Source organism: Leptolyngbya sp. CCY15150 (genome assembly GCF_016888135.1).
Classification (GTDB): Bacteria; Cyanobacteriota; Cyanobacteriia; order RECH01; family RECH01; genus RECH01.
This window is the reverse complement of the sequence record NZ_JACSWB010000223.1, coordinates 13,163-31,020: the sequence shown is the minus strand read 5'-3', so window position 1 is coordinate 31,020 and position 17,858 is coordinate 13,163. Positions and strand designations below refer to the sequence as shown.

General features: G+C 52.0%; 8 protein-coding genes. 1 reads left to right on the top strand and 7 read right to left on the bottom strand.

All coding sequences use genetic code 11. The features are described from left to right. The 5 genes from JUJ53_RS18005 to JUJ53_RS17985 all read right to left on the bottom strand — a co-directional run. On the bottom strand, nt 1–2,030 hold a 2,030-nt coding region (locus tag JUJ53_RS18005), incomplete at its 3' end, for a tetratricopeptide repeat protein (RefSeq protein WP_204153428.1). 376 nt (nt 2,031–2,406) lie between these two features. After that, a complete protein-coding gene (locus JUJ53_RS18000) occupies nt 2,407–2,700 on the bottom strand; it encodes a CHAT domain-containing protein (protein ID WP_204153427.1) in 294 nt (97 codons plus the stop codon). Then, nucleotides 2,693–5,002: a caspase family protein gene (locus tag JUJ53_RS17995; protein WP_239125179.1), complete on the bottom strand. Its 2,310-nt coding sequence runs from the start codon at nt 5,000–5,002 to the stop codon at nt 2,693–2,695. Before JUJ53_RS17995 ends, JUJ53_RS18000 begins: the two co-directional genes overlap by 8 nt. 216 nt (nt 5,003–5,218) lie before the next feature. Further along, entirely contained in the window at nt 5,219–8,620 is a 3,402-nt protein-coding gene (locus JUJ53_RS17990; RefSeq protein WP_204153426.1) for a CHAT domain-containing tetratricopeptide repeat protein, read from the bottom strand. Nucleotides 8,621–9,076: 456 nt separating this feature from the next. Beyond that, a complete protein-coding gene (locus tag JUJ53_RS17985) occupies nt 9,077–9,250 on the bottom strand; it encodes a hypothetical protein (protein WP_204153425.1) in 174 nt (57 codons plus the stop codon). A gap of 616 nt (nt 9,251–9,866) precedes the next feature. Between JUJ53_RS17985 and JUJ53_RS17980 the strand changes: the two genes are divergently transcribed. Further along, nucleotides 9,867–11,099, top strand: coding sequence for a BBP7 family outer membrane beta-barrel protein (locus tag JUJ53_RS17980; protein ID WP_204153424.1), 1,233 nt, complete (start codon nt 9,867–9,869; stop codon nt 11,097–11,099). 156 nt (nt 11,100–11,255) lie between these two features. Here the strand turns inward: JUJ53_RS17980 and JUJ53_RS17975 are convergent, their stop codons facing one another. Both JUJ53_RS17975 and JUJ53_RS17970 read right to left on the bottom strand, forming a co-directional pair. Then, complete coding sequence (locus JUJ53_RS17975) at nt 11,256–13,379, bottom strand: CHAT domain-containing protein (protein WP_204153423.1); 2,124 nt, start codon at nt 13,377–13,379, stop codon at nt 11,256–11,258. A 203-nt stretch (nt 13,380–13,582) separates the two neighbouring features. Continuing rightward, the gene (locus JUJ53_RS17970; protein WP_204153422.1) at nt 13,583–17,755 is read right to left on the bottom strand and encodes a tetratricopeptide repeat protein; all 4,173 of its coding nucleotides are present in this window, start codon (nt 17,753–17,755) and stop codon (nt 13,583–13,585) included. Nucleotides 17,756–17,858 lie beyond the last annotated feature (103 nt).

The window sequence follows — 17,858 nt, the reverse complement described above, 5'->3', positions numbered from 1 at the left end:
CAAGTACCTGCTCCAGACGGATCAAACGGCTCGTAGCGCACCAGTTCCACCAATGCCCCGTCCGCTGGAATCTGCTGCTGCACGGCTTCTAGGGTGACGGGCTGGGTCTCGGTGCGGAAGACGGCACTGGCCCGCGCTAGCTGATTTTGCAACACTTCGGCTCTGTCCTCTAAAGACGCCATCAGTTCTGACTGCCCCTCGACGGGTTCACCAAAAAATAAATTAGCCCGCTGGGTGTCGATTTGACGCAATTCCTCCAGCAACGCTTGGTTTTCTGGGGTTAACTGTTGTTGCAGAGTGGCGTAGCTTTCTGCCGTGGCATCTAGTACCCGTCCCTTTCGGCGGAGTAGTGTGGTCAGTGCCAAGGGAGTTGCATCCGGTGCGTCTTGGAGATTGAAGGAGATGACCTGATTTGTTTCTCCTGAAAGGGTGACCAGGTAAGCCCACTGCCGTGCCTCGGAGGTGACCGCCAGATTCAGATCCAGTTGGGCTTCTCGACTTTCTGCAGCTCGTTCAAAGAATGGTAGTGCTGCGTCCACATTTCCCTGGGCTTGATACAACCCGGCCAGATTATTGACGCTGGTAGCCATATTGGGATGATTTTCACCTAAGGCATCTTCCACGATGGAGAGCGATCGCTGATAGAGTGGTTCTGCTGTCGTGTAATTCCCCTGAACACGATACAACAAGGCCAAATTATTGAGGCTTTGGGCAACATCGGGATGCGTTTCGCCTAATGCGGTTTCAAGAATCGTGAGCGATCGCCGTAAGAGTGGTTCTGTCGCCGCGTAATTCCCCTGATCTTGATACAACAAGGCCAGACCATTGAGGCTTTGGGCAACATCGGGATGTGTTTCGCTCAATGCGGTTTCAAGAATCGTGAGCGATCGCTGATAGAGCGGCTCCGCTGCGGCGTAATTCCCCTGAGCGCGATACAGTGCAGCTAGATTATTAAGACTGCGGGCGACATCGGGATGTGTTTCGCCTAATGCGGTTTCAAGAATCGTGAGCGATCGCTGATAGAGCGGTTCTGCCGCCGCGTAATTCCCCTGAGCTTGATACAACCCAGCTAGATTATTGAGGCTGGTGGCGACATCGGGATGTGTTTCGTCTAATGCGGTTTTAAGAATCGTGAGCGATCGCTGATAGAGCGGCTCTGCCGCCGCGTAATTCCCCTGAGCTTGATACAATCCAGCCAGATTATTGAGGCTGATGGCCACATCGGGATGTGTTGCACCTAAGGCGGTTTCCCTGATAGAGAGCGATCGTTGATAAAGCGGTTCCGCCGCCGTGTAATTCCCCTGATCTTGATACAATGAGGCCAAACCATTGAGGCTGTTGGCGACATCGGGATGTGTTTCGCTCAATGTGGTTTCAAGAATTGTGAGCGATCGCTGATAGAGCGGTTCCGCCGCCGCGTAATTCCCCTGATCGCGATATAGTGCAGCCAGATTATTGAGGCTTTGGGCGACATTGGGATGCGTTTCGCCCAATGCAATTTCAAGAATTGTGAGCGATCGCTGATAGAGCGGTTCCGCCGCCGTGTAATTCCCCTGATCTTGATACAAAACGGCCAGGTTATTGAGGCTAATGGCAACAATAGGATGTGTTTCGCCCAATGCAATTTCAAGAATTGTGAGCGATCGCTGCAAGAGGGGTTCTGCAGCGGCGTAATTCCCCCGAGCTTGATACAACGCGGCCAGATTATTGAGGCTGGTAGCCACATCGGGATAATTCTCGCCCAGGGCGGTTTCAAGAATCGCTAAGGCTTGCTGAACTAGCGGAATAGCCTCACCATACTGCCCCTGTTGATATAGTTGCCATGCTTGTTGATTCAACCGCTCCGCCTCTGCCAAAGCAGCAGCTTGCTCAGTCGTCAACGTCTGAGCCACCGCCGCCGGCATCTCCCCCACCCCCGGCACCATCGGAGCCACCAGCGCCAGCGCCATTACCACCGCTGCCATCCGCCGCCGGGCAGCCCCCCGCAGCAATAGCGAACCAACACCCCAATCCCTTACAGGACAAGGCATCAGTAGAGCAGACTTCCGAGAACGGGAACAACGCATCGCAGATCAGTCCTATTGAGCTAGAGGTCAACGCCCCTATATAGTCCTCGACCCTACCCAGGTATGCAAGACCTCCATGCGCTACTCTCGAAGTTGTGGCCCTGAAACGAGAAAAACTTGAACACCCAGATCCCCGGTTTCTTAAAGAAACCGGGGATCTAACACCCGATTACCCCATCCTCCATCGCGTGTTGGGAGTCTTGAGAGCGATCGCACCACGGATCTAGCTGCTGTGAACGGCTCAAAGGCAACCCATAACGCAGGCACCTTCAATCCTCATTTCTTTGATGATTTCGATTACTTTGCATGGATTGGAGCCTGGCTAGTTATCTTGGATATCTTACAACCCATTGCCAATCAAAATAAACGGTGCCCAATAGTAGGGATGGGCCAGGTCAGGGCTTTGGGTCAAGGGTTGCCCAGTGCGGCTATCGATAATCTCAATGGTGGCGTTGCCGCGATCGCCTTCCAAAACAGTTTCGTCGCTGGTGATCAATGCCTGCTGCGCCCGTTGCAGGGCTTCGGCTTTGCTGTAGCCGTTATTCAATGCCGCATAGAAAGCATCCATCAAGACCTGGGTGCCGCCGTCGCTGACTTGCCACAGGGAGGCGATCGCCCCGTTGCCCCTACTCAACAATTTCGATGAGGGTGGAGAAGACCGCGATCGCACCAGAATCCACCGCCGTATCTTCCTCTGCCACCGTGTCTACAGAGATAGTCCCGGTACTCCGGGAGAGCGAATCCACATCGCCCAGCAAATCAGTAACCAAATCGAGCGGATCGCCCTCATCAAAGAGCACCGCGCCGCGCTCGCGCCCCCCTCTGCTGGCGATCGTTTGCAGGTTGCGGAGTAAACTACGTAACGGCTGCTGGCTCACAATGGTCAGCACCTCAATGAAACCGGAACCGCTAAGCCGAAACTGCACACCATCTTCAGCACGGGGAACGACCTTGGATTCATTGGCATCAATGCGGGCGGCTTCGTCAGGGTCATCCCAGCGGGCGGGGTGCAGCACAACGATATTGCCCTGGCTATCGATGACTAGCGAACTCAAATACACCGCATCCGGCTCGGAGTTAGTAATCTCCATCTCGATCAGTTCATCGGTTTGATAGGTGGCGGATGTTGGCTCGACCTGGATACCAGAGGACGTGGGAGGTTGAGCATTGCGGCCCACGATGGGAATGCTCGGCCCGCGCCCGCTGGTCGCGTAGATTGTGCCTTCTACCTGCAAGCTAGATTCGGTGCTAGCAAGTTCTTGCAAGACCCGCATGACCAACAGAGATTTGAATCGCGGCTGCAAGCGATTCACGGCGGCGATGGCAGTTTCATTCACCGGGCCGGCGGTGTTGGGCACAATGCCACTCAGGTCAGCCGCATACAGACCCACCGAGCCGATGGGGGGTAGGGCAGTTTCTCCCGCCTGTCGGAGTTGCGCCTGCATTACTTCTGTGGTGCGCGCTAGAACGTAATTCAAGTTGGATCGTTGATCCACTGGCAAGACGTTAATGCGGTTCACCGTTTGCTCACCGCTGGTGGTTTGCAACACGGTTTGCAAGGCGGTTTCAGCGGCAACCTGCTCCGCTGCCAGGGTGGGGTCAACGCCGATTTGCAGCGTGGGGTTGGGTAGAGCTTTCAACTTCTCCCGCACTAGCATTCCTGCCTGCACGTCAATAGATTGCCCCTCAAGTCGTTCACCGTAGGCGTACAGGCCATTGCGAGACTGCAGCGCGATATCGCCTACTAGTTCCCGGGTCGTCGGATTGATCAAGGAGTAGACTGCTCCCGGCTGCACGGTCCCCAGCAGGGCTAAGGATGTGCCCCCCATCCAGATTTCAATTTGAGCGCCGGTCACGTCCGTCACGACGCCATCAGCAAAAGGCTGTTGAGGTGGCTGGAAATAGATCGGCTCTGCCAAATTGTTGCTGCCCGGCTCCTCTTCAAAAATGGGGATTTGCTCACCGCGATCGCGGGCGGCAATTCTTGTACTGCGCACCAGATTGACCTTGACGGTGTTAGCAGGTTCGGCAATTGGGGTTTGCCACAGATAACTGAGCAGATAAGAGAACGTTCCCGCCGTTTGCCCGCGATCGTAGGGTTGTTCGTAGGCCAACTGATCGCAACTGGCAGAGCCGATCGCCACGCCCTTGGCAATGCCGAGCGATCGCCGCCGATAAAATTCGCTGTCATCTATTTCTAAATCTCGCATCCAGCGGGCTTGGTTCTCCAGTTCTGCGGGACTGGGGGAGAGTTGCAGTCCATCACCGCGTCCGTCGAGCCGCGCCTCGTTGGTGGAGCGGACTCTTGCATTCCCCCGAGTACCCGACCCAGAGAAACAACTATCTAACACAACAGTCAGATTCTCGGTCTGAATCTGTTCCATCAGAAGGAAAAGGCTGCGACCCATGATGTCGGTCACGATCACTTCCGAGTCACTCACTCGTTCAGGCGTGGCATCCCGGGGCACCAGGGTACCGTTGAGACCGTTGGGATTGCTATCGGGGCCGCACTGGCTGACGGTGATGGGATTCGGGTCAATCACCTGGGAGCCGTGACCAGAATAATGCACCACTACGATATCTCCAGATCGCGCCTGCTGGAGGTGTTCCTGAAACGCTTGCAGAATGTTGTCCCGCGTCGGCGTCAACTCTGCATCGTCGGTGAGCATGAGTATATCGCTGGGGTTGAACCCAAACCGATGCACCAGCAGTTGATACTGCATCTCAACGTCTTTGATGCAGCCAGACAGGTTAGAAATTCTGGGATCCTCATACTGGTTGACACCGATGAGCAGGGCCAGTTTGCGGGGGGTGCTCTGGGCCAAAACTTTGCCGTAGCGATCGGCCTGACGCAAAAAGCCCGTCTGGCTGAGGCCCATCGCGGTTAGGGCTGAACCCGCAAACTGTAGGAAATGACGACGTTTCATTCTAGACATGGCATTAATTGGGTAAGGGACAGAAACATTTGGGAGTAGTTGCAAAATTCAAAATTCAGAAGGCTTCTTTACTCAGGGGACTGACTCAAAACGTTGACAAATCAACGGTTCTGGAGTCGGTGTCAGGACAGAAGACAGGAAATTTCATAGTTTTCATGATTGAATTTGGTCACATCAAGATAGGTTTAGCTATGGGAAACTGATTCACACAACCGCTTACTCCGCCGCCCCTAGCAGGGTGAAGGCGGCCCAGTTGCGGGGTTCGGGATGCTGCTGCATGGTGATCAGCATGGCCTGCCGCAGTGCCTGGGCGTTGTCTTGACCCTGAGCAAGCTGGTTGTAGAACTCGGTCATGAGTTCGGCGGTGGGGGCATCGGGGACGGCCCACAGCGACACCATGACGCTCGGCACGCCAGCCGTAATCAATGCACGGGATAGCCCGACAACGCCATCCCCCGTGATGCGGCCCCGTCCGGTATCGCAAGCACTCAGAATCGCCAGGTCTGCCTGCAAGTCCAGACTAAGAATTTCGGCGGACGTGAGCAGCCCGTCTTCGCCATCGCCCGGAGTGAGGGCGATCGCACCAGGGATATCCAGCACTCCAGACGATTCGGGGATGCCATAGTCCAGCAGGCCGTGGGTGGCCAGGTGAATTAGGGAGGCGTCGGGTAGCAATTGCTTGATGCGGGCTTCGGTAGCCTGATCGCCGATCAGAGCAGGACGCTGAAAGAAGTTGCCAATGGCTACGGCTTCCCGTTCGGCACCGGGCAGGTCGGACAGTTGGATGTCGGCAAACTCGCCACTGGCGGTCGGTGCCCAGACGGTGGGCATGACGGGGTTGCCAACAACCAGGGGATTGGTGTCGAGTAAGGAAGCCGAGCCTGGTTCGTTGGCGGTGTTATTGGCGAGGCCAAACACTTGAATTGAGGGAGCCGTGAGAATGGTGTGTTTCTCAATTAGATAAGTCCCGTTTTCGTCTTGCAGGGCGGCGAAGGGCACAAGGAACAGTTTGCCCTGGGGAATGAAGGCGACGTTTGCTTCGGGGTCGCTGGGCAGCAGGTCGGCGATCGGGTCAATGAGAATCTGGTGCAGGTCTTTGAGCTGCTGCGGGTCGGTTCCAGCGCCTTCTACAATGACGGTGGCGCGGGAGTCGTTCACGAGGGCAGTGAGTTCGGAGTCTGGGGTAGCGCTGCGGTAGACGGGGCCATCGATGGCGGCGATCGGGTTGATGGCTGGAGACTCGTTATCCGATCCATCGAAATCAACGGAGCGAAACTCGATGTCGCCGGAGGGCTGCACCACCCAGATGTAGAGCGATCGGTCAAAAATTTGGGAATAGGTGACCAGGGTGGTGTTGGTGTCGCGGGCAATTTGTTGGATTTCTGCCACGGTGGGAGCCTGCGCCACAGGGCTGGCGTCCAGGGCGGCGCGTTCTGCCTCGGTGGCGAGGCGGCTGGCCAACTGCAAGACGAAGGCCCGACCTCGACCGCGTTCGGTAATGGCTAGGGCTTCGGCGGTTTTATTTTGGGCAGTTAAAGCCCGTTCCAAGTTGGCGTAAGCCTGGGATTGGGTATCGGCAATGGAAATCAATTGGTCATCCAATAAGCCAGTGCGGAGGGATTCATAAACCTCAATCGACTGACGCAATACTGATTCTGCCTGGGGAAATTGCCCAGTAACAATCAGAGCCGCGCCTTGGTTGTTGAGAGTAAGCGCTTCCCCATCGCGATCGCCGATCTCACGCGTAATCACAAGCACTTGCTCATAGAAGTCGATCGCCGTCTGGTATTGACCGAGGTTGCGGTAAGCATTTCCCAAATTCCCCAGCGCGGCTCCTTCGCCCTGGCGATCGCCGATCTCCCGCGCGATCGCTAGACGTTGCTCATAGAAGTCGATCGCCGTCTGGTATTGACCGAGGTTGCGGTAAGCAATTCCCAAATTCCCCAGCGCGTTTCCTTCTCCCCGCCGATCGCTGATCTCCCGCGTAATCAAAAGCTGTTGCTCATAGAAGTCGATCACCGTCTGGTATTGACCGAGGCTATAGTAAGCATTTCCCAAATTCCCCAGCGCGTTTCCTTCTCCCCGCCGATCGCCGATCTCCCGCGCGATCGCTAGATGTTGCTCATGGAAGTCGATCGCCGTCTGGTATTGACCGAGGCTATAGTAAGCATTTCCCAAATTCCCCAGCGTGACTCCTTCTCCCCGCCGATCGCCGATCTCCCGCGCGATCGCTAGAGATTGCTCATGGAAGTCGATCGCCGTCTGGTATTGACCGAGGCTATAGTAAGCACTTCCCAAATTCCCCAGCGCGTTTCCTTCTCCCCGCCAATCGCCGATCTCCCGCGTAATCAAAAGCTGTTGCTCATAGAAGTCGATCGCCGTCTGGTATTGGCCGAGGCTAAAGTAAGCATTTCCCAAATTCCCCAGCGCGCTTCCTTCTCCGGCGCGATCGCCAATCTCGCGGGCGATGGCCAGACTTTGCTCATAGAACTCAATGGCGCGGTCATAGTCACCAAGACTATTGTAAGCATTGCCCAAATTCCCCAGCGCGGCTCCTTCGCCCTGGCGATCGCTGATCTCCCGCCTAATCACAAGCACTTGCTCATAGAGTGCGATCGCCTCTTGGTATTGTCCGAGGTCACTGTAAGCAATTCCCAAATTCCCCAGCGCGTTTCCTTCGCCCCGGCGATCGCTGATCTCCCGCGCGATCGCTAGAGATTGCTCATAGAAGTCGATCGCCGTCTGGTATTGGCCGAGGTTGGCGTAAGCCAGTCCCAAATTCCCCAGCATTTGTCCTTCTCCCCGCCGATCGCCGATCTCACGCGCGATCGCTAGACGTTGCTCATAGAGTGCGATCGCCTCTTGGTATTGTCCGAGGTCACTGTAAGCATTTCCCAAATTCCCCAGCGCGTTTCCTTCTCCCTGGCGATCGCCGATCTCACGCGTAATCGCTAAAGATTGCTCATGGAAGTCGATCGCCGTCTGGTATTGGCCGAGGCTAAAGTAAGCATTTCCCAAATTCCCCAGCGTGGCTCCTTCTCCCTGGCGATCGCCGATCTCACGCGTAATCACAAGCACTTGCTCATAGAAGTCGATGGCCGTCTGGTATTGGCCGAGGTCAGCGTAAGCAATTCCCAAACTGCCCAGCGCGTTTCCTTCGCCCCGACGATCGCCGATCTCGCGGGCAATGGCAAGAGCCTCCTCATACAACTCAATGGCTCGTTCGTATTGCGCTAGATTCCTATAGGCTTCACCCAGTGCATTCAGAACATTGCCCTCAGCCCCAAGATTCTCGATCGCACGAACGATTTCTAGCGCCTGTTCCCAACTCACAATGGCGTCTCGAACCTGGCCGGTATTCAATTGCTCAACCCCTTGCTGATAAAGGCGCACCGCTTCAGCCTGGCGGTCATCAGCTTGGGCAAGGTGCAATGGCGTTTGCCGGAGAGATCGGGTTGCTGCCAAAAAGCTAGGTGGCTGAGCTGCAGCAGGCTCAGTTTGTGTCAGGAGAGATCGAGTTTCTTCGGAGAAACCCGGTCTCTGAAATGCCGCAACATCAACAGTGGTGAGCAGGGCGGCGAGGGTAGCAAGGCTGAGTAGTTTGATAGGGTGGCGCATGGCTAAGTTTTGGGGGAATGATACTAGGATATAGTTCTGAGCCAGAGCTGCCTATGCACGCTTAGAACCGCTTTGGGAAGTTGAGACGGTTTGAGTTTCGAGTGAAGGAATCGGGCAGAGACTGATTACTCATCACCGCAAATCTCTGTGACCAAGGCAGCTTGAGTCTCCAGCAACTCTGGAGAGGGATCACTAACGGCAAAGATCGCTTGCAGTACATCCGCAGGCAAACTGTTGTCAAACTCAAGTTCTAAAAACGATCACCAAGGTCAGCATTCTAGCTGGGCCGCGCCAAGGTTGAACCCACCCCTAACCCATCCAAGGAAGGGAACTAACGCCTGAATTTCCCTCTTGGGAGGAGATTCAGGGGGAGAGTTAGCAGGTGAAACGATGATAGAACAGGCATCTTAGAATGAATCAGCCCTTGCATCACAAGGGAGCTGCTTCTGTTGGAAGTTAGCGATCGCCCCTTGTAACACTTGCACCAGTAACCGCTCGACTGTATTGCAGCACTTGTTGGTAGGTGTCTAGAAAGGTGTCCTGATCCGCTTTCGTGTCTCCCGGTGCAGGAGCCGCCGCCAGCCGTCGTCGGGCAGCCCTTGCAGAACAAGATATTGGCAGAGTAGACATCCGAGAATCAAAACAACGCATCGTAGATCCGTCCGATTAAGCAAAAGGTCAACCCTATATAGTTCTCAACCTAACCCAGGTATGCAAGCTTGAACCCATTAGATGTTGCGCCAATACAGTTCAGAGACGGCACATCCAGCCGATTGACACTTCATTTTTTCCATCTAATGCTCACCTGACTTGTGCATACCCTCCATCACCTCAGCACTAGGTCACTTCAGAACATCGTTCCATTTCATGAAGCAACAACAACCACAGACCATTCGGAGGATTGTCCGCTCAACACATCCATGTCCTGTGTAGCGTTGAGCCTTAACCAACCTCAATGGCTGGGACAGGTTCAATCCGAATGCCCAGTCAGACCTTTTTTATCTTGTCTAGCGTCTGTCTGACTGAACGTTTATGTCTTTGCTTCTGTTGATGTCATCAGATGCTGCTCTGTCCTGCATTTCAGGATTGAGATCGGTGGACTGGTGACATGTCATCAACCTGATCCATTCTCAACATATTAACCACAATGAAACTACGACAAACTATTCTGCTCAGCATGAGCGCATCTACCCTTGGATGCTGTTTCGCAGTGCCCGCTCTCGCGCAATCCGAGTTAGAGAACACGGTGCATCAACCCGTACCACAGACTGCTCAGCCAATTTCTGAAGGAGCGATCGCATCCTCAAATGCTGAGGTTGCAGATGCTGAACCGTCTGAAGCCGTTAGTACAACGGTTGTAACTGATTCCTCGGATAATGAATCTGAGCTAGTGTATTCAACATCCGCTAGTGATTTGGTGTCACCAGACGGGCTTGAAATGACGGTTGAAATCGCACAAATGGATGAACCGGAAGTCACTCCGTTGATGCCGATTGAAACTCGGATTTTGGGCGATCAAGTCAATTGGGAAATCAATACGGATGTGGTGTTCCTGCGACGCAATATTCCCGATGTGGTGACGTCTATCGATAGTCAACTCGATCCACTCACCAATACTTTAATTGGCAGCAATGCGTCTTTAGGGGCAGAGTCGCTTGGATTTGACTTGGCGACTGGTGGACGGTTCACCGCAGGCTATTACCCCACGCCGCGCAGTGGATTTGAAGTCTCGTTTATGGGATTGGTGGATTGGAATGACTCGGAAACGTTTGTCTCGGATAGTGGTGAAACGTTACGAGCGTCGTTTGTGGATCCCGTTCGGGCAGGGCAGGATGATGACATCGCCCTCAGTCCTCGAAATACCAACCAGGTCGAAGATTTTGTTGCGGCTCGGTCACAGCGACTCGATTATGAATCAGATCTCGATAGTCTGGAACTCAATTATCGCTATGCACTCACGTCGCCGTCTGACCGCTCCTATACGACGTTGGTGGCAGGCTTCCGCTACATGAGTATTAATGAGGAGTTTATGTTCACCTCGAATGATGGGGCGAGTCGTCTGGGCGGTCGCCTTGGTACTTACGAGATTGACACCAGCAATGATCTGGTGGGGCTACAAATTGGTGTGGATAGCGGGGTTCAGGTTACGCCGAATTTGGGTTTGGATGTGCGTGTCCGGGGTGGGCTGATGCTCAATTTCAATGACCAAAGCAGTACGTTTGTGAATGACAATGGCATTCCGACGGTGCTGACTGGTTCTGAGAGTGATACCAGTGTGGCGCCTCTGGTTGAGTTGGAAGGGTCGGCAAGCTGGGATATTGGCGATAATTTTACGCTGAAGGCGGGCTATCAGCTTCTCGCGTTGAGCGGTATTGCCCTGGCACCGTCTCAGTTTGGCCCACTGGATGAACTGGGGGATCTGAACCGATCGTCGGTGATCTATCACGGGCCGTTTGTCGGTCTTGAACTCCGGTTTTAACGGATCGTCTTAACCAACAGGTTTAACGAGTCGTTTTAACACTGACTGTCGCTAGAACCTAACATACATCATCAGGTTCTAGCGACAATAATTGATTTTTCACTGTGAGAGTTTCATGTTTTGATGACCGACTGCGTTATTGCTTATCTGCTATCATTAAACGCCGCCAATCAAGATAAACGCCGCCCAGTCGCGGGGGTTGGGATAGGCTTCGAGCATGATCAACATGGACTGGCGCAAGGCTTGGGTATCGCTGTCGGTCAATTCCCGCTGCTCATAGAAAATGGTCATTAGTTCGGCAGTCGGTGCATCGGGGACAGCCCAGAGGGAGACCATGATTTGCGGCACCCCGGCTTGGATAAAGGCACGAGATAAGCCAACTACGCCATCGCCAGTAATGCTTCCCCGTCCGGTGTCGCAGGCACTAAGGACGACGAGTTCGGCGCTGAGGCTAAGATCATAGATTTCGGCGGCGGTGAGTAAGCCATCTTCGCCGTTTCCGGGAGCTAAGGCGATCGCCCCTGGAAAAAAGGGCTCTGTTTCGTCGTCACGATAGTCCAATAAACCATGGGTTGCCAGATGAATCACTCGTGCGGTGGGCATCTGTTGCACCACCCGTTGTTCGCTGGCGGTTTCTCCCAATAATGGTTCTGTTTCAAAACGGGTGGCGATCGCAATGGCTTCGGCTTCTGCACCCATCAAGCTTGATAACGGTTCAAGTTGATTGGTCTGCGGATTCAAAATGCTGGGCATGGTTGGATTTCCAACAATCAACAATTCATTATCTTGGAGTGACCCACGCCCTGTTGGTCTATTCTGTTGAAGCTGACTGAGGACTTGAATTGAAGGGGCAGTTGCTAATGTATGCTGTTCAATCAAATATTGACCGTCTGGGTTTATCAATGCTGGAAATGGCACTAAGAATAGGGATTCCTGAGGAATGATCACAACCGTTTCTTGTGGATCAGAGGGGAGATAAGTGGCAATGGGAGCAATCAAGAGGTGATAGAGGTCTTGTAGGATGGCTTGTTGTCGTTCCTGCTGCTCGGCTTGGGCTTCGGGGGTTGACACTACTTCAATCGTGGCCGCGTTCCCGCTACGAACACCGAGGGTTTGGCGCATCATGGCGACTAAATTCATGAGGTCAATGGGTTGTTCGGATAGGTCAACTTGCTCAAAGTGAATTTCACCAGAGGGTTGAATCACCCAGATGAACAAACTTTCAATGGTGTTCAGCCAGCGATCGCTCGACCGTCCTGGAATAAAGAGTTCTGCATTTCGAGGAATCAAGGCATATTCAACCAGCGTGATATTCTGCTGTTGCGCGATGGATTGCAGGGTGACGAGATCAATCGTATTGTCTGAATTGTCTAATGGTAACTGTTCTGTTGCGGCAAGTTGAGCAGATAAGATTTGGGCGCGGCTTTGCTCAGATGCTATCAATGCGGCTTCGGTTTGGTCTTGGGCAATCAACACTTGTTGCAAAAGACGATAGGTCACAAGCTGTGTGTCAAAAAATTGAATGAGTCGCTGTGGTTCTGTAATGCGCTGTCGCTGCTGTTCCCAAAGGGCGATCGCGTCTCGCAAATAGCGTTCTGACTCAGGTAAATCACCCGCCAGAAGGAGTACATTACCTAGATTATTCAAAGCCTGGGCTATCCCCAGCGGCGTTCCGGCTGCCTGTTCTGCAATGAGAGCAGCTTCGAGATAGGATTGGGCGCGGGCATAATCGGACTGCATTGTATAGGCTTTTCCAAGGTTGCCGTAGATGAGTCCTGTTAAGGTTGGGTCGCCCAGCGGTTCGGCGAGTTCCAATGCAGTTGTGGATGCGGAGAGGGCGGCTTCGAGGGCTTCAAGCGCCAGATAGGTTTCGCCAATTTGGGCATAGGCAACCGCTAGGCGATAGGGGTCTTGCAGTTGCGCTGCTAAGGATAGAGCCTGTTGGTGGGCATCGAGGGCTTGGCTGAATTCGCCGGTATAAAAGTAAGCGGTTCCGAGGGCTTGGTAGGCTTGAGTCAGCAAGGGAATATTCTGTTCGGCTTGGGCTAGTGTGACAAATTGCTGGGCGTGGGGGAGTAGGGCATCGTAGTCGCCTAACACGGTTTCAACCAGCGTGAGTAAATTCAAAACCCGAAGTTCGAGTGAGATATTGGCTTGGGTGGCTTCAAGGGCAAGTGCGTCTTGCAGATAGGTTTGGGCGGTTTCCCATTGTTCTTGGTTCGCGGCGATCCAGGCGGCATTAATCAGGTCTTCGGTCTGTTGAATGGAAGACTGAAGCATTTGGTATTCATGGAGTTGGGGCCGAGGCGATGTTAGTGGGGCTAATGCCATGCTATGCGTAGGGATGGAGAGCAGTACCCCACACATCAGAGCGATTGAACGTTTGGAGGGCTTAAACGTTAGATTCATGGTGGGACACCTACTCTATTCTTATCGATATACGGCTCGCCCGTTTTTCGCAAAAAAGCGATCGCCCCAAAATTTTACAGCCCATTGCCAATCAAAATAAACGGTGCCCAATAGTAGGGATGGGCTAGGTCAGTGCTGCGCTCTAAGGGTTGTCCAGTGCGGCTATCGATAATCTCAATGGTGGCGTCGCCGCGATCGCCTTCCAATACCGAGGTATCGCTGGTAATCAGGGCAATCTGCGCCCGTTGCAGGGACTCAGCTTTGCTGTAGCCGTTGTTCAGCGCCGCATAGAAGGCATTCATCAAAACTTGGGTGCCGTCATCGCTGACTTGCCAGAGGGAGGCAATCACCGATTGTGCGCCAGCGGTCTGAAGCTGATGTCCCAATCCCAAAAACTCAATGCCACTGCCCAACTCCACGCTACCCACGGCGGTTTGACAAGCACTTAAAACAATCAGTCCCACATGGTTCAGGTTCCAACGTCGTCGAATGTCCCGGAGGCTGATACGTTCACCACTGCCCAACACAAAGAACGATTCTTGGGGAAGGCTGGTGACAAAAGCGGCATGGGTGGCGAGATGAATAATTTCGGAGCTGCCAAGTCGATCTTCTAGATCGCTCAAGCTAAAGTCCTGATTAATTAACACACTGGCATCAGGATACTGATTGGCAAGGTTAATGACTTCTGTTTCAGTGAATGGCAGGTCACTAAAGTTATAGGGACTTTCGGCAACAGTGAAGGAGAAGGAACAGTCTGCACAGGCGGCAGCGAGCAATCGCTGGTTCTCTCTGGGTGGGTCGGCGAGGTCGGTGAGGGAATCGGCGGTGATGTGGCTGATGCTGAAGCGTTGGGCAAGATACTGTTCACCATCGTGAAGTGCCGCGAGGGGAATGTAGCGCAGTGCGCCATCGGGAGAATAGATAATGGATTCAACACCCTGCTGGGTTAATGTCTCGTCCATTGGTTCGATCAGCCAGGTGTAGAGTTGCTGGGCGATCGCTTCAATATTGGGATCGCGGGTGGTTAACTGTTGCCCAAATTCAACGATGGCTTGGTTGAGTTCGGTGCTGCTGACATTGACGGGAAACCGAAGGGGCGGCGCATCGGGGAAGACCAGCACCAGTTCTAGGCGATTCTCCAAAATCAATGGATACAGCACTACCGTACGCTGGGGCATTGCCTGAAGTTCGTCTTGGAGTTGGGCATAGGAATCGAGTTCGAGGTTCTGTCCTTGGGTTGATTCACGAATGAGGCGGATGGCGGCATCGACTTCGGGGCGATCGCGAAAGTCATCAAAAAATCGCTCTTGTACAGCGACACTAGCGTCTCGTAACTCAGATAAACGTTCTCGCTCAGAATCGGTCAGTTCATCGAAGGGTTGGGATTGCAACTGTCGTAATTCTGCCGCCTCATTCAGCACTTGTTGGTAGAGCGCTAATAATTCGGTTTCGATTTGCCAATAGTCGATGTCGCTTTCGGCAGTGCTACGAACGTCTTGTAGGTAGTCATCCAGTTCTTGGACACGTAACAAATCCAGGACGCGCTGGGCTTCGAGGATGCGGTTTTGTTGCAGAAGCAGGTCGGCGAGGCGACGGTAGGTATCTGCCACAGACTCTGTGTAAGACTGCTGAAAATCGTTTGGTAATGAACGAATATTTTCTCGAATTCCTTCTGTTACATTGACAGACTGTTTGTAAAAAAGGATGGCTAACTCAGCCTCACCTTGCACATCCAAAAGACTACCTATATGACTCAGCGCTGCTCGCTCAATCGGACGGTTGTCAGCTTGTCTCAGTAAAAATAGGGCTTGCTGATACGCCTGCATTGCGTCATCATATCTACCTAAATCTCGATAGATAGTTCCCAGACTATCCAGCATATTTCCTTCTCTAGCTGGATCATCTACTTGTTGAATGATACCTAATGCCTGGTTAATGGAATCTAAGCCTCGACCAGGTTGCTCCATTTTGACATGAAGCAACGCAATGTTATTGAGTGTTGTGGCTTCGCCGATAATATTCTCCGCCTGCTGACTGGCGATAAGGGATTGCTGGTACATATCTAAAGCTTGTGCAAAATCTCCTTCTTCTTCAAGCACTAAGCCAATATTATTTAAGGTTTGACCAAGCCCTTGCTGATTGTCTATCCTACGGCGCAGTATCAATGCTTGATCATAAAAATCAAGTGCGAGAGTGTTCTGATTTAGTTCATCATGAAGGGCACCAAGGTTATGATAAGTTGCTGCTATTCCTTGTGTATTATTTTCACGTTCGAAAATCTCCAGAGCCGCTTGATAGTGCTCTAGGGCTTGCGCATACTCTCCTCGGCTCACATGAAGCTCACCAATATTATTGAGGGTTGTAGCTTCACCGGATGCATCGCCTATGCCTCGACGTAACTCCAGCGCTTCTTCGTAGGAGGATAACGCTTGAGGATAGTCTCCTGAATCACGATAGGCAACGCCAAGATTATTTAGTACCAGCGCCACATTAAGTGAGTCGTTAAGCCTTATAAAATTTTCCAGCGCTCCATTATAGTAAGTAATAGCTGTTAGGTATTCTTTCTTCTCATAGAAAAAACTAGCCTGCAATGCATATGCAGTTCCAAGTCCGCCGTAGCATCTAGTAGATTCTGTATCGCCAGACTCCATTCTCAAAGCCGCAACACGTATGTTGTCAACCAATGTTTCGTGATTGCGCCATCCATCTCCATATCCCCAACAAATGTAACCCTCGGCATCACTACGGGTCAAAAACTCTAATATCTGCATGGCTCTAATATCCTGATCAAGCCTTTCATAAGCAAGAGCAACATTTACTGCACTTATGATCATCCTGCCGCTACTAGATATTTGTAGCTCTCTAGTATTCAGGTCACTGGAGAATACATTTTCATAGATATCTTCGAAGTCATCAAATCTATATGAGAACTCATTCAATACAATTACCATAGCCTCTTGAAAAGCTTCTAAGGCAAGCTCATATTTCTCTTCTTGAAAATATACTTCCCCTATTCTGTTATATAAATCTCCAACATTGGTATTAGAATCAAAATCTCCGAAGTTGCCTTGACTGTAGTCAAAACAATCTTCTCCCAAGTGCTCACAAATTTCTAAAGCTGAATAATACGAGATAAGAGCCTGCTCATACTGTTCTAGTTCGTAATGTGTTTGACCAATTCTATAAAGAATGATTTCCTCATCATCGGATTCATCAGTTTCTTGACGGTATCTTAAAGCTTGCTCATAAGCTTCTAATGCTTCTACATATCGATGAGAACTTCGATATATTTCTCCCATATCAAATAAAACCTCACTCATTGCTTGAGTCTTTTCTTGCTGCTGATAGATCTCTAGCGCCTGTTGAAAAGCACCAATGGTTAGGCGATAGTACTCTTCATTTTGTTCAAGTTCTTCAATTGTTCGTGGCCGTAACCTATCCTGGTTTGCTGTAAGATTTCTGTAAATTTGACCAAGACTATACAATGCATCTGCTGCATTAGTTAAATCGCCGACTTCTTGATAAATTTCAGATGCTCTTTGTAAATATGCAATGTTGCGATTGGAAGTTCCCTGTCCACGATATCCTAGAGAAACTATGTGTATCAGTAATGCTGCTTCGCTGATGCGATCGCCAATTTCCTGATATAGAATCAGTGCTTGTTCATAAGCCTGTTCATAAGCCGCATCTGATTCATCCCAAGCTCTATTTTCTCGATACAAATCTCCAAGTTTTTGAAGTATACTTGCCTGTCGAGCGCGATCGCCAAGCTCTCTGAAAATAAGAAGAGCCTGCTCATAGGAGTCAATAGCCTCTTGATATTGCTCCAAGTCAGAGTAGGTATCACCTAAGTTGAGTAATTCGTTTCCCTCAATCTCACGAGCAATGAGAAGACTTTGTTCATGGAGATCTATCGCTTGCTGATGTTGCCCCAGGCTCGAATAAACATTGCCCAGGTTTCTCAGAGCATCCCTTTCTCCTCTAAGGCTGGCCTGAGGGAACGCGCCCCGAGTAGTTGGAGCTTGATAAATTTCTAGAGCTTCTCGGAGAAATTGTAATGCTTCTTGATATTGACTGAGTTGAAGTTGTTCAATGCCTTGTTGGAAGAGGCGATTCGCTTCCTCCAACAGTGTCGCTGCATCCGTCTCGGTCGTGGTCTGGGCGCGAACCGTAGCGGGCAATAGGGGCACCGCAGCGGGGGCAATCAGCAGCGCGGTCAGCAGGGGCAACAGGGATTTGGCATTCATGGTTTGGGGTTCTCTATCACGTCTACATAGTACCTAGTCGCCGTACCGTCGGTGGCTATGCAGTTCTCGTCATTCACGGGGTCACAACCCACCGGTATCCGTT

Coding starts and splice junctions, on each gene's coding strand:
- JUJ53_RS17985 (WP_204153425.1), bottom strand. CDS start 9,250: ATGTCTACTCTGCCAATATCTTGTTCTGCAAGGGCTGCCCGACGACGG.
- JUJ53_RS17970 (WP_204153422.1), bottom strand. CDS start 17,755: ATGAATGCCAAATCCCTGTTGCCCCTGCTGACCGCGCTGCTGATTGCC.
- JUJ53_RS17995 (WP_239125179.1), bottom strand. CDS start 5,002: ATGTCTAGAATGAAACGTCGTCATTTCCTACAGTTTGCGGGTTCAGCC.
- JUJ53_RS17975 (WP_204153423.1), bottom strand. CDS start 13,379: ATGCTTCAGTCTTCCATTCAACAGACCGAAGACCTGATTAATGCCGCC.
- JUJ53_RS17990 (WP_204153426.1), bottom strand. CDS start 8,620: ATGCGCCACCCTATCAAACTACTCAGCCTTGCTACCCTCGCCGCCCTG.